This is a genomic window from Streptomyces morookaense, from assembly GCF_013030945.1.
Lineage (GTDB): Bacteria > Actinomycetota > Actinomycetes > Streptomycetales > Streptomycetaceae > Streptomyces > Streptomyces morookaensis.
In genome coordinates, this window is the sequence record NZ_JABBXF010000021.1 from 100,629 (window position 1) to 113,873 (window position 13,245).

At 71.1% G+C, this 13,245-nt stretch carries 12 protein-coding genes; 6 read left to right on the top strand and 6 right to left on the bottom strand.

What is annotated here, in order from left to right; translation table 11 throughout:
- Window positions 1–10 precede the first annotated feature (10 nt).
- Window positions 11–634 (top strand): dephospho-CoA kinase, encoded by a 624-nt coding sequence (gene coaE, locus HG542_RS11280; protein ID WP_171080206.1) that lies wholly within the window; start codon window positions 11–13, stop codon window positions 632–634.
- 102 nt (window positions 635–736) lie between these two features.
- The gene (locus HG542_RS11285; protein WP_171080207.1) at window positions 737–1,102 is read left to right on the top strand and encodes a tetratricopeptide repeat protein; all 366 of its coding nucleotides are present in this window, start codon (window positions 737–739) and stop codon (window positions 1,100–1,102) included.
- Between the two features lie 32 nt (window positions 1,103–1,134).
- Here the strand turns inward: HG542_RS11285 and HG542_RS11290 are convergent, their stop codons facing one another.
- From HG542_RS11290 to HG542_RS11300, 3 genes are read right to left on the bottom strand one after another with little or no spacing between them, the layout of a single operon-like run.
- Window positions 1,135–1,446, bottom strand: a complete 312-nt coding sequence (locus HG542_RS11290) for a DUF6343 family protein (protein WP_171080301.1) — start codon at window positions 1,444–1,446, stop codon at window positions 1,135–1,137.
- A gap of 57 nt (window positions 1,447–1,503) precedes the next feature.
- Window positions 1,504–2,046, bottom strand: a complete 543-nt coding sequence (locus HG542_RS11295) for a methylated-DNA--[protein]-cysteine S-methyltransferase (protein WP_171080209.1) — start codon at window positions 2,044–2,046, stop codon at window positions 1,504–1,506.
- A gap of 28 nt (window positions 2,047–2,074) precedes the next feature.
- Complete coding sequence (locus HG542_RS11300) at window positions 2,075–3,004, bottom strand: glycerophosphodiester phosphodiesterase (RefSeq protein ID WP_171080210.1); 930 nt, start codon at window positions 3,002–3,004, stop codon at window positions 2,075–2,077.
- A 273-nt stretch (window positions 3,005–3,277) separates the two neighbouring features.
- Between HG542_RS11300 and uvrB the strand changes: the two genes are divergently transcribed.
- The 3 genes from uvrB (at window position 3,278) to HG542_RS11315 (ending at window position 7,217) form a co-directional block, all read left to right on the top strand.
- Complete coding sequence (gene uvrB / locus HG542_RS11305; protein ID WP_171080212.1) at window positions 3,278–5,398, top strand: excinuclease ABC subunit UvrB; 2,121 nt, start codon at window positions 3,278–3,280, stop codon at window positions 5,396–5,398.
- A 124-nt stretch (window positions 5,399–5,522) separates the two neighbouring features.
- Window positions 5,523–6,104, top strand: a complete 582-nt coding sequence (locus HG542_RS11310; RefSeq protein WP_171080302.1) for a TerD family protein — start codon at window positions 5,523–5,525, stop codon at window positions 6,102–6,104.
- A gap of 111 nt (window positions 6,105–6,215) precedes the next feature.
- The gene (locus HG542_RS11315; protein ID WP_171080214.1) at window positions 6,216–7,217 is read left to right on the top strand and encodes a TerC family protein; all 1,002 of its coding nucleotides are present in this window, start codon (window positions 6,216–6,218) and stop codon (window positions 7,215–7,217) included.
- 29 nt (window positions 7,218–7,246) lie between these two features.
- On the opposite strand, the gene HG542_RS11320 is transcribed toward HG542_RS11315, so the two are convergent.
- The 3 genes from HG542_RS11320 to HG542_RS11330 form a co-directional block, all read right to left on the bottom strand.
- Entirely contained in the window at window positions 7,247–8,557 is a 1,311-nt protein-coding gene (locus tag HG542_RS11320; protein ID WP_229922688.1) for an MFS transporter, read from the bottom strand.
- A gap of 125 nt (window positions 8,558–8,682) precedes the next feature.
- Window positions 8,683–9,339 carry an MBL fold metallo-hydrolase gene (locus HG542_RS11325; RefSeq protein WP_171080216.1) on the bottom strand — a complete coding sequence of 219 codons (657 nt, stop codon included), beginning with the start codon at window positions 9,337–9,339 and terminating at the stop codon, window positions 8,683–8,685.
- A 10-nt stretch (window positions 9,340–9,349) separates the two neighbouring features.
- Window positions 9,350–10,036 (bottom strand): maleylpyruvate isomerase family mycothiol-dependent enzyme, encoded by a 687-nt coding sequence (locus HG542_RS11330; RefSeq protein WP_171080217.1) that lies wholly within the window; start codon window positions 10,034–10,036, stop codon window positions 9,350–9,352.
- A 200-nt stretch (window positions 10,037–10,236) separates the two neighbouring features.
- Between HG542_RS11330 and uvrA the strand changes: the two genes are divergently transcribed.
- Entirely contained in the window at window positions 10,237–13,218 is a 2,982-nt protein-coding gene (gene uvrA, locus HG542_RS11335; RefSeq protein WP_171080218.1) for an excinuclease ABC subunit UvrA, read from the top strand.
- Window positions 13,219–13,245 lie beyond the last annotated feature (27 nt).

A 13,245-nucleotide genomic window follows, 5' to 3' on the forward strand; every position in this document is an offset into this window, starting at 1 on the left:
CGTGGGGCCCATGCTGACAGTGGGCCTCACAGGCGGAATCGGCGCGGGCAAGAGCGAGGTGTCGCGGCTGCTCGCCTCCTACGGAGCGGTGATCGTCGACGCGGACCGGATCGCGCGCGAAGTGGTCGGACCCGGCACTCCCGGACTGGCCGCGGTCGTCGCGGAGTTCGGGCCGGAGATCCTCGCCCCGGACGGCAGCCTGGACCGGCCGCGGCTCGGCGCGGTCGTCTTCGCCGACGAACAGCGCCTGGCCGCCCTCAACGCCATCGTGCACCCCCTGGTCCGGGCGCGCTCCGCCGAACTGGAGGCGGCCGCGGGCCCCGACGCGGTCGTCGTCAACGACGTGCCTCTGCTGGCCGAGAACGGATTGGCCCCGCTGTACGACCTGGTCGTCGTCGTGGACGCGGCCGACGAGACCCGGCTCGACCGGCTCGTCCGGCTGCGCGGCATGACCGCCGAAGACGCCCGTGCCCGGATGGCCGCCCAGGCGACCCGCGAGGAACGGCTGGCCGTGGCCGACCTGGTCATCGACAACGACGGCACCCTCGACGCCCTGGAACCGCAGGTGCGCGAGCTCTGGGCGGAACTGCGCCGCCGGGCCGCACATGGTGCGGGGGAGCGCGGGCAGGAATAGGACGTCGCCCTGCGACGTTCCGAGGCGGTGTCGTACGTACGCGCATGCGCCGTGCGTACGCATCTGCCGAGTGCGTGCTGTACCGAGGGAAGGAACGCGGACGTGTCCGAGCAGGCGCCCGAGACCCACGTGATCGACTTCCGGGCGGCGGAGCAGTTGCTGGCCGCGCAGGACCCGCGGGGTGCGATCAAGCTCCTCGACTCGGTCATCACCGCCCATCCCGAGAACACCGCGGCCCGGCTGCTGCGGGCCCGCGCGTTCTTCGCCGCGGCCCAACTCCGGCCCGCCGAGCTCGAATTCCAGCTCGTCATCGAGCGCGAGCCCGACAACGCGTTCGCCCACTTCGCCCTGGGCCGCACACTCCAGCGCGCCGCCCGCCCCGCCGAGGCCCTCCGGCATTTCCGGCTCGCCGCGGCACTCGATCCCCGTCCCGACTTCGTGGAGGCGGCGCGCTTCGGGGAGAAGTGAGGAGAAGCGAGGAGAAGTGAGGGCCGGGCGGTTCATTCTCCCGGGCGAGGGTCCTTGAGATCCTTGACGTTCTCGAGATCCACGGGGCGTTCGTCGACGGGTTCGTACGGCGGCACGTCCCGCCCCGGCTGGTAGTGCGGCCCCTGCCGGATATGCCGGATGATCATGGTGAGGTCCACCAGGGTCACCAGCATCAGCACCCCGCAGGCCACGGCCCAGCCGGGGCGCCCCGCGAGGGCGAAGGCGGCGGTGCCGGCCGCGGTGACGAGAGCTCCCCAGGCGGCGAGACCGCACCTGAGGCGCAGCGGACTGCGGGCGGTCATCGGTTCGTTGCCCGTACGCATCATGGCGCACCATCTCCTGCTGCCAGGATCCCTCGGCGGCGCGCTCCGGAACAGGGCTCAGAACAACGGTTCCGGCAGGATCCCCTCCAGCGCCAGCAGCGCCCGCTTGGTCTCCGTGCCGCCGCCGAAGCCGCCCAGCCCGCCGCCGGCCTCGACGACGCGGTGGCACGGTACGACGACCGGGATGGGATTGCTGCCCATGGCCATGCCCACGGCCCGGGCGGCGCCGGGCTCCCCGAGGCGGTCGGCGAGGTCCTGGTAGGCGACGACGCTGCCGTAGGGGACGCCGGAGTGCAGCTCGCGCAGGGCGCGGCGGTTGAAGCCCGAGGTCAGGGACCAGTCCAGGGGAAGCGAGAAGGACCGCAGCCGGCCCGCGAAGTAGGCCTCCAGCTGGGCGGAGACCTCGTCGAGCAGGGCCCCCGGGGCCGCGGGGGCGGAGCCCAGACGCCCGGCGAGGCGCTCGACGGCGCGCGCCGAGACCTGTGCGTCGGCGCCGAAGACGACGCTGACCAGGCCGTCCGGCGTCGCGGCGAGGCCCAGCGGGCCTATGGGGGTGCCGAGCGTCGTCCAGGACCAGGGCCGTTCGGGTGCATCCGTCACGGTGCCCAGCGTAGGACGTGTCCGAGGGTCACAGGGCGGCCGGCTCGGGCGGGACGCCCGCGAAGGGGTCCTCGCCGGACTCCTCGGCGAGTGCGGCCTGGATGACGTGCGGCGCGTTGCTGATGATGGCGTCCACGCCCAGGCGGCCGAGCCGGACGGCCCGCGCGGGGTCGTCGACGGTCCACGCGGCGATCTCCAGCCGGTGCCCGTGGGGACCGTTCAGCGCGTGCACGGCACGGACCCAGTCGGCGGTGACGTTCCCGTGGTCGGGGTTGATCTGGTCGGCGAAGGCGGCGTACGAGCGCAGGTCGGCGGTCTTCGGGGCGCCCAGGAAGCCCTTCTTGACGTCCGGGCGCAGCCGGTGGAGCGTGCGCAGCGACGCCGCGTCGAAGCTCTGGACGACCAGCCTGTCCTTGACGTGCCGCCGGTCCAGCCAGCTGGCCTGCCGCAGTGCGTCCACCGTCTGCTGCTCGACGCCCGGGTAGAGCTCGGGCGCCTTCAGCTCCAGCAGCAGCCGCTGGTGGTTGTGGTCGACGCGGCGCAGGTAGCTGCTCAGGGTGGGCACCCGCTCACCGGCGAAGCGGCGGTCGAACCAGCTGCCCGCGTCCAGCGTCTCGATCTCGGCGAGTGTGAAGTCGCCGACCTTCCAGGGCGCGCGCCCGGGAAAGCGCCGCCGGGCGTCCGTGGTCCGCTCCAAAGTGGTGTCGTGCAGGACGACCAGCTGCCCGTCCCGGGTGCGCTGGACGTCGTTCTCGACCCACCGGATGCCCAGGGCGGCCGCCCTGTCGATCGAGGCGAGCGTGTTCTCCGGCGCCTGGGCGGGGACTCCGCGGTGGCCGATGGTGACGGGGAGTTCCTGGCGCGCACGGGCGTGCGCGTGGGGCGTGCCGAGTGCGGGCAGGGCGAGGGCCAGGACGAGCAGTGCGCCGGTCACGGAGGGGACGGGGCGGATGCGCATCGGGAGCTCCTCGCGGGCGGTCAGGGCGTCCGGGGCGGAGCCCTGCGGTGTCCGGTCCTGTGTACGAGAGGCGTGACGGCCTGGGTACCGAGGGCCGGCGGAGGGAGGGCGCGGGGCACGCCTCCACGGACACCCCAGACGTACGCGATACGGGCCGCTCCGGCACGCCGGGACGCCCGGCCCCGGAGCCCTTCCGGCGGCCCGGGGCCCGGAATTCCGGGGCGGGAAGCGGGCGGGCGGCCCGTTGTCGGTGGTGGGCCGTACGGTGGTCTCATGCGGCCCGTTTCCCAGATCGAACGCAAGGTGGCGCCCTTCGAGGTCGTCAGCCCCTACCAGCCCAGCGGTGACCAGCCGGCGGCCATCGCGGAGCTGGAGCGGCGCATCCGCGCAGGCGAGAAGGACGTCGTCCTCCTCGGTGCGACCGGCACCGGCAAGTCGGCGACCACGGCATGGATGATCGAGAAGCTCCAGCGGCCCACCCTGGTCATGGCGCCGAACAAGACCCTCGCCGCCCAGCTCGCCAACGAGTTCCGCGAGCTCCTGCCCAACAACGCCGTCGAATACTTCGTCTCGTACTACGACTACTACCAGCCCGAGGCCTACGTCCCGCAGTCGGACACCTACATCGAGAAGGACTCCTCGATCAACGAGGAGGTCGAGCGGCTGCGCCACTCCGCCACGAACTCGCTGCTCACCCGGCGCGACGTGGTCGTGGTCGCCTCGGTGTCCTGCATCTACGGCCTGGGCACGCCGCAGGAGTACGTGGACCGCATGGTGCCGCTCAAGGTCGGCGAGGAGATCGACCGCGACCAGCTGCTGCGCCGCTTCGTCGAGATCCAGTACACGCGCAACGACCTGGCCTTCACCCGCGGCACGTTCCGGGTGCGCGGCGACACCATCGAGATCTTCCCGGTCTACGAGGAACTGGCCGTCCGCATCGAGATGTTCGGCGACGAGATCGAGGCTCTCTCCACGCTCCACCCGCTCACCGGCGAGGTCATCTCCGAGGACCAGGAGCTCTACGTCTTCCCCGCCAGCCACTACGTCGCGGGCCCGGAGCGGATGGAGAAGGCCATCACGGGCATCGAGGCCGAGCTGGAGCAGCGGCTGGCCACCCTGGAGAAGCAGGGCAAGCTGCTGGAGGCGCAGCGGCTTCGGATGCGCACCACGTACGACATCGAGATGATGCGCCAGGTCGGCTCCTGCTCGGGCATCGAGAACTACTCGCTGCACATGGACGACCGTGAGCCCGGCTCCCCGCCCAACACCCTGCTGGACTTCTTCCCCGACGACTTCCTGCTCGTCATCGACGAGTCGCACGTCACCGTCCCGCAGATCGGCGCCATGTACGAGGGCGACGCCTCCCGCAAGCGCACCCTCGTCGAGCACGGCTTCCGGCTGCCGTCGGCCATGGACAACAGGCCGCTGAAGTGGGAGGAGTTCACCGAGCGCATCGGGCAGACGGTCTACCTGTCGGCGACCCCGGGCAAGTACGAACTCTCCCGCGGCGACGGCTTCGTGGAGCAGATCATCCGGCCCACCGGCCTGGTCGACCCGGAGGTCGTGGTCAAGCCGACCGAGGGGCAGATCGACGACCTGGTCCACGAGATCCGCAAGCGCACGGAGAAGGACGAGCGCGTCCTGGTCACCACGCTGACCAAGAAGATGGCCGAGGACCTCACGGACTACTTCCTGGAACTGGGCATCCAGGTGCGCTATCTGCACAGCGACGTCGACACGCTGCGCCGCGTCGAGCTGTTGCGCGAGCTGCGCGCGGGCGAGTTCGACGTGCTGGTCGGCATCAACCTGCTGCGCGAGGGCCTCGACCTGCCCGAGGTGTCGCTCGTCGCCATCCTCGACGCCGACAAGGAAGGCTTCCTGCGCTCCGGCACGTCGCTGATCCAGACCATCGGACGTGCCGCGCGCAATGTGTCCGGCCAGGTCCATATGTACGCGGACAAGGTCACCCCGGCGATGGAGAAGGCCATCGACGAGACCAACCGCCGCCGGGCGAAGCAGATCGCCTACAACAAGGAGCGGGGGATCGACCCCCAGCCGCTGCGCAAGAAGATCGGCGACATCGTCGCCACGCTCGCCCGCGAGGAGATCGACACCGAGGAGCTGCTGGGCACGGGCTACCGCCAGGCCGCGGACAAGGGCAAGAAGGGCAAGGCCCCCACGCCCGCGAAGGCCAAGGGCAAGGGGAAGGCCAAGGCGGCGGCCGTGCCGACGGACCGTCCGGCCGCCGAACTCGCCCAGCAGATCGAGGAGATGACCGACCGCATGCGGGCCGCGGCCGCGGAGCTGCAGTTCGAGGTGGCGGCCCGGCTGCGCGACGAGGTGAGCGAACTGAAGAAGGAACTGCGGCAGATGAAGGAGGCGGGCATCGCCTGACGGCATGTTGCAGGACCGCCACAAACCGCCCTCCTCGGGCGCCCGCCTGCGGCACCGGTGCATAGGGTCGTTGCGGGGGCCGCGCGCCTGCGCGGCCACGGGCACGTACGAGGAGGGGCTGCGCGTGACGGTCAACTTGTCCAAGGGCCAGGGAATCAGCCTGCAGAAGGCCGACGGGGGAAGCCTGACCGCGGTGCGGATGGGGCTCGGCTGGCAGGCGGCCCCTCGCCGCCGCGGGCTCTTCGGTTCCCGCACCAGGGAGATCGACCTCGACGCGTCGGCTGTGCTCTTCGCCGCCGGGCAGCCGGTCGACGTGGCCTTCTTCCAGCAACTGGTCAGCAAGGACGGCTCGGTGCGGCACACCGGCGACAACCTCGTGGGCGGCGCGGGCCAGGGGGAGGACGACGAGGCCATCCTCGTCGACCTCCAGCGCGTCCCCGCGCACATCGACCAGATCGTCTTCACGGTGAACTCCTTCACCGGCCAGACCTTCGCCGAGGTGCGCAATGCGTTCTGCCGCCTGGTCGACGAGAACACCGGCCGGGAGCTGGCCCGTTACACCCTCGACGGCGGCGGTCCGTACACCGCCCAGATCATGGCCAAGGTGCACCGGAACGGCGGCGGCTGGCAGATGACCGCCATCGGCACCCCGGCCGACGGCCGCACGTTCCAGGACCTGCTGTCGCAGATCCAGGCGGTGCTGTAGAGGAAGCTCTTGGTTTTCTCTTTACCTTTCCTTGGGTTTTCTTGTACCGTTGTCGTAGCGGCGACACCTGTCGCCGCTGCCGCCGTAGCCGTACGAGAAGCCGGAGGACCGGTGGACGTTTCCCTGACCGTGTGGGCGCTGACCATCGCCGGCCTGTGCGCCCTCGTCGCCGCCGACTTCTTCATCGGCGGCCGCAAGCCGCACGAGGTCTCCGTCAAGGAGGCCGGCGTCTGGACGGCGGTCTGGGTCGCCCTGGCCGTGCTCTTCGGGCTCGGGCTGCTGCTCTTCGGTGGCGGCAAGCCGGCCGGCGAGTTCTTCGCGGGCTTCATCACGGAGAAGTCGCTGAGCGTCGACAACCTCTTCGTCTTCGTCCTGATCATGGCGAAGTTCGCGGTGCCCCGGGTGTTCCAGCAGCGGGTGCTCATGGTCGGCGTCCTCATCGCCCTGGTCCTGCGGGCCGTCTTCATCGGCGCGGGCGCGGCGATCATCGCCAACTTCTCCTGGATCTTCTACCTCTTCGGGGCGTTCCTCGTCTGGACCGCCTGGAAGCTCATCCAGGAGGCGCGCGCGGGCGAGGAGGAGGACGAGTTCGAGGAGAACCGCTTTCTCAAGGCGGTCGAGCGCCGCTTCCCGTCCACGGACCGCTACCACGGCACCCGGCTGTTCATCGTGGAGAACGGCAAGCGGCTGATGACGCCGATGCTGATCGTGATGCTGGCCATCGGCACGACCGACGTCCTCTTCGCACTCGACTCCATACCGGCGATCTTCGGCCTGACCCAGGACCCGTACATCGTCTTCACCGCCAACGCCTTCGCCCTGATGGGGCTGCGGCAGCTGTACTTCCTGATAGGCGGGCTGCTGACGAAGCTGGTCCACCTCTCCTACGGCCTGTCGGTCATCCTCGGCTTCATCGGCGTCAAGCTCGTCCTGCACGCCCTGCACGAGAGCGGTGTGAACGTCCCCGAGATCAGCATCCCGGTCTCGCTCGGCGTCATCTGCGCCGTGCTGGCCGTCACCACGGTCACCAGCCTGCGGGCGTCCCGGAGGCAGGAGCAGGCCGAGGCGGCGGCAGCCGCCCCGGCGGAGGAGCGCGAGGGCATCAGCGCCTGAACGGCGCCGCCGCCGGGGCGTGAGCGGTCTCAGGCGGGCGTCGGATCGGCGGCGGCGCGGGCCGTGGCCGTGGGCCGGGTCTCGGGCAGCAGGAAGAAGCAGGCCAGGCTGAGCAGGGCGACCCCGGTCAGGTAGACGGCGACCGCCCACGGCGGCCGGTCGCCCCGGGCCAGGGCCGTCGCCACCAGCGGGGTGACGGCACCGCCCAGCACACCGCCCAGGTTGTAGCCGACGCTGGCGCCGGTGCAGCGCACCTCGGGCTCGTAGAGCTCGGGCAGATACGCGCCGACGACGGCGGAGGCGAGCCCGAAGGCCAGCATGGCGACGACGAAGCCCAGCAGCATCAGCGCCGGGCGCCCGGTGCGCAGCAGGGCGATCATCGGAAACATCCACAGCGCCACGGCCGAGCAGCCGGCCAGGCAGAGCGAGCGGCGCCCCCGGCGGTCGCCGAGAAGGGCCATCAGCGGGGTGGCCAGACCGAGGGCCGCGACGGCCGTCATGATGCAGGCGAGCATGACGGTGCGGTCCACGCCCAGTTGCCCGGTGCCGTAGGAGAGGGACCAGGTGGTGACCGCGTAGAAGACGGAGTAGCCGACGGACACCCCGCCGGCGGTGAGCAGCACGAGGCGCCAGCGGCCGCCGCGCAGGACCTCGGCCAGCGGCAGCGAGGCCTGCTCCTCGCGGTCGGCCAGGGCGAGGAACTCCGGTGTCTCGGCGACCTGGGCGCGCAGCAGCAGCCCGGCCGCGGCCAGGACCCCGGCCGCCCAGAACGGCACCCGCCAGCCCCAGGCGAGGAATTCGTCGTCGGTGAGGGTGGCCGACAGGGTCAGGGTGATGCCGTTGGCGAGGAGGAAGCCCACCGGGGGGCCGGTCTGGGGCAGGCTCGTCCACAGGGCGCGGCGGTGGGCGGGGGCGTGCTCGGCGGTGAGCAGCACGGCGCCTCCCCATTCCCCGCCGAGCCCCAGGCCCTGCAGGAAGCGCAGCGCGAGGAGGAGCAGAGGGGCGGCGAGGCCGATGTCGGCGTAGGTGGGGGCGAGGCCGACGCCCACGGTGGCGACGCCGGTCAGCAGCAGGGAGGCGATGAGGACGGGCCGGCGCCCGTGCCGGTCGCCGATGTGCCCGAACAGCACGGAGCCCATGGGGCGGGCGACGAAGCCGATGCCGAAGGTGCCGAAGGCCGCGAGGGTGCCGACGAGAGGGGAGACGGTGGGGAAGAAGAGCGGGCCGAGGACGAGCGCCGCCGCGGTGCCGTAGCTGAAGAAGTCGTAGAACTCGATGGCGGTGCCGGCCATGGAGGCGGCCGCCAGGCGGAACATGGCCGGAGGACGGGCACGGTTCATGTAGTGCCCAACTTCCCTCGGGGGCGCGGGCAACGGGGGCCCCGGGGCGTACTGGGGTGTTGCCGGGGGCGTGGCGGAACCGCGCCGTCCGCCCGGTGTGCGGACGGCGCGCTACCCCCGGGGCCTCACCAGCCGCGCTCGCGCCACTCCGCGACGTGCGGCCGCTCGGCACCGAGGGTGGTGTCGTTGCCGTGGCCGGGGTAGACCCAGGTCTCGTCGGGCAGTTGCCCGAAGATCTTGGTCTCGACGTCGTCGATCAGGCTGGCGAAGGCCTTCGGGTCCTTGTGGGTGTTGCCCACGCCGCCGGGGAAGAGGCAGTCGCCGGTGAACACATGGGGGTGCCCGTGCGGGTCGTCGTAGACCAGGGCGATGCTGCCCGGGGTGTGGCCGACCAGGTGACGGGCGGTCAGTTCGACGCGGCCGACGCGGATGACGTCGCCGTCCTCGACCGGTACGTCCGTCGGGACGGGGATGCCCTCGGCGTCGTACCGGCCCGCGTAGGTGCGGGCGCCGGTGGCGTCCACGACCTCGCTCAGCGCGCCCCAGTGGTCGGCGTGCCGGTGGGTGGTCACCACGGAGGCGATCCCGCTGTCGCCGATCAGGGTGAGCAGCGTGTGCGGCTCGGCGGCGGCGTCGATCAGCAGCTGCTCGTCGGTCGCCCGGCACCGCAGCAGATAGGCGTTGTTGTTCATCGGGCCGACGGCGACCTTCGAGATCATCAGATCGGTCAACTCGTGTACGTCCGCAGGACCGCCGACCTCGACCACTCCGCTGTATGTCATGCCGTCAACCCTATAGCGGGGGCAGGGCGGGCAGCGGGTTGGCGTCGGTGTGGAGTCCGGCGCCGTCACGGCGGCCGGCGAGCCAGCCGAGGAGGGCCGGCGCGGGGCCGGCGACGGCGACCGGGGTGCCCTCGGTGCGGCCGGTCGTCCACCGGCCGCCTCCGGTCGCGGTCAGGGCGAAGGCGGGGACGTCGGGGTTGCCGGTGAAGCGCCGGGCGAGGAAGGCGATGTACCGGTCGGTGAACTCGGCCGGGAGGTCCTCGAGTTCGTAGCCGATGCCGAGGTCGACGTGGTGCAGCTCGACCTCGGCGAGCCGCCGGAAGGGGATGCGGGACGCGCTGTCGGTCACGCCGTTGCGCATGGTGACCGTGCGGGACCAGTCGGCGGGGGCGGCGGCCTGCTCCAGGAACCGGGCCGAGCTCTCCGCCAGGTCCGTGAGCTGGGCGTCCAGGGCGCGGGGCGCGTCGCGCTCGATGTCCGCGTCGCGGAGCTCGGCGCTGGCGTACATGGGGCGGCCGGCCAGGACGTTCACGAGGGCGTCCGCGTTGCGGGAGACATGGGCCAGGACGTGGCCGCGGCTCCAGCCGGGGAGCCGTGACGGGGCGGCCACGGCGGCGTTGTCCAGGCGGGCGACCGCGGCGAGGAGGCGCTCCGTCGCGTCACGCACAGCGGCCAGGTCGTGCACATGATCGATCATGGCCCGACCCTAGCGCCGCCACTCCTTCGGGTGAAGGATGTGGACTCACGCCCTAAATCGAATGTGCGTGCTATATCGTCGGAGGTGGCATCGCCGACGGCGTCCGTGTGTCAGACGCTCCCCGTACTCTGGATCGGTGGGGCGCGGCCCACCCCCGCAGCTCCCTCCGGAGCCGACTCTCAAGAAAGGTGCCGACCGGCGTGGCAGACCGTCTCATCGTCCGTGGCGCACGCGAGCACAACCTCAAGAACGTCTCGCTCGACCTCCCGCGTGACTCCCTCATCGTCTTCACCGGGCTCTCGGGGTCGGGCAAGTCGTCCCTCGCGTTCGACACGATCTTCGCGGAGGGGCAGCGCCGTTACGTGGAGTCGCTCTCCTCCTACGCACGGCAGTTCCTCGGCCAGATGGACAAGCCCGACGTGGACTTCATCGAGGGCCTCTCCCCGGCCGTCTCGATCGACCAGAAGTCCACCTCGCGCAACCCCCGCTCGACCGTGGGCACCATCACCGAGGTCTACGACTACCTCCGTCTCCTCTTCGCCCGCATCGGCAAGCCGCACTGCCCCGAGTGCGCCCGCCCGATCTCCCGGCAGTCGCCGCAGGCCATCGTGGACCGGGTGCTGGAGCTCCCGGAGGGCAGCCGCTTCCAGGTGCTCTCCCCGCTGGTGCGCGAGCGCAAGGGCGAGTTCGTCGACCTCTTCTCCGACCTGCAGACCAAGGGCTACAGCCGGGCCCGGGTCGACGGGGCGACGATCCAGCTCAGCGACCCGCCCAAGCTGAAGAAGCAGGAGAAGCACACCATCGAGGTGGTCGTCGACCGCCTCACCGTCAAGGACAGCGCCAAGCGCCGGCTCACCGACTCCGTCGAGACGGCCCTCGGCCTCTCCGGCGGCATGGTCATCCTCGACTTCGTCGACCTCGCCGAGGACGACCCCGAGCGCGAGCGGATGTTCTCCGAGCACCTCTACTGCCCGTACGACGACCTGTCCTTCGAGGAGCTGGAGCCGCGCTCCTTCTCCTTCAACTCGCCCTTCGGCGCCTGCCCGGACTGCACCGGCATCGGCACGCGCATGGAGGTCGACCCCGAGCTGATCGTCCCCGACCCGGACAAGTCGCTGGACGAGGGCGCGATCAGCCCCTGGTCGCACGGCCACACCAAGGACTACTTCAGCCGCCTCGTCGGCGCCCTGGCCGACGAGCTGGGGTTCCGCACGGACATCCCCTGGGCCGGTCTCCCGCAGCGTGCCAGAAAGGCCCTGCTCAACGGCCACAGGACGCAGATCGAGGTGCGCTACCGCAACCGCTACGGCCGCGAGCGCGCCTACACCACCGCCTTCGAGGGCGCGGTGCCCTTCGTCAAGCGGCGGCACTCCGAGGCGGAGAGCGACTCCAGCCGGGAGCGCTTCGAGGGCTATATGCGCGAGGTCCCCTGCCCGACCTGCGAGGGCACGCGCCTCAAGCCGATCGTCCTCGCCGTCACCGTGCAGGGCCGGTCCATCGCGGAGGTCTCCGCGATGTCGATCAGCGAGTGCGCCGACTTCCTGCGCGGCATGAAGCTCACCGGCCGTGAGAAGAAGATCGCGGAGCGGGTGCTCAAGGAGGTCAACGAGCGCCTGAAGTTCCTGGTCGACGTCGGCCTGGACTATCTCTCGCTCAACCGCGCCGCCGGCACCCTCTCCGGCGGCGAGGCCCAGCGCATCCGGCTCGCCACCCAGATCGGCTCCGGCCTGGTCGGCGTGCTCTACGTGCTCGACGAGCCCTCCATCGGCCTGCACCAGCGCGACAACCACCGACTGATCGAGACCCTCGTCCGCCTGCGCGACATGGGCAACACCCTCATCGTCGTCGAGCACGACGAGGACACGATCAAGGTCGCCGACTGGGTCGTCGACATCGGCCCCGGCGCCGGCGAGCACGGCGGCAAGGTCGTGCACAGCGGTCCCCTCGCGGAGCTGCTGAGCACCGAGAGCTCGATGACCGGCCAGTACCTCTCCGGCAAGAAGTCGATCGCCATCCCGGAGCAGCGCCGCCCCGCGGACCCGAAGCGTCGCCTGACCGTGCGCGGTGCCCGGGAGAACAACCTGCAGGACATCGACGTGTCCTTCCCGCTCGGCGTGCTCACGGCCGTCACGGGCGTCTCGGGCTCCGGCAAGTCGACCCTGGTCAACGACATCCTCTACACGCACCTGGCCCGCGAGCTGAACGGCGCCCGCGCCGTCCCCGGCCGGCACACCCGCGTCGACGGCGACGACCTGGTCGACAAGGTCGTCCACGTCGACCAGTCGCCCATCGGCCGCACGCCGCGCTCCAACCCGGCCACGTACACCGGTGTCTTCGACCACATCCGCAAGCTCTTCGCGGAGACGATGGAGGCGAAGGTCCGCGGCTACCTGCCCGGCCGCTTCTCCTTCAACGTCAAGGGCGGCCGCTGCGAGAACTGCTCCGGCGACGGCACCATCAAGATCGAGATGAACTTCCTGCCGGACGTGTACGTCCCGTGCGAGGTCTGTCACGGTGCGCGCTACAACCGCGAGACGCTGGAGGTGCACTACAAGGGCAAGTCCATCGCCGAGGTGCTGGACATGCCGATCGAGGAGGCGCTCGGGTTCTTCGAGGCCGTGCCGACGATCGCCCGTCACCTGCGCACGCTCCACGAGGTGGGCCTGGGGTACGTGCGGCTCGGCCAGTCCGCGCCCACGCTGTCCGGCGGCGAGGCGCAGCGCGTCAAGCTCGCGAGCGAGCTGCAGAAGCGTTCGACGGGCCGCACGGTCTACGTGCTCGACGAGCCGACGACGGGCCTGCACTTCGAGGACATCAGCAAGCTCATCTCGGTGCTGTCCGGCCTGGTCGACAAGGGCAACAGCGTGATCGTCATCGAGCACAACCTCGATGTGATCAAGACTGCCGACTGGGTGATCGACATGGGTCCCGAGGGCGGCAGCGGCGGCGGCCTGGTCATCGCCGAGGGCACCCCGGAGGAGGTGGCCGCCATCCCGGCGAGCCACACGGGCAAGTTCCTGCGGGAGATGCTGGGGAACCGCGTCAGCGATGCGGCTCCGGCGCGGACCAGGAAGAAGGCGGCTTCGGCCAAGGCGGTTGCCGCCAAGGCGGCGCCGGCCAAGCGCACCGTCTCCGCGAAGACGGGTGCCGCCAAGAAGACGGCGCGGGCGCGCCGCGCCTGACACCCCGGCCCGTCCACCCGATCGATG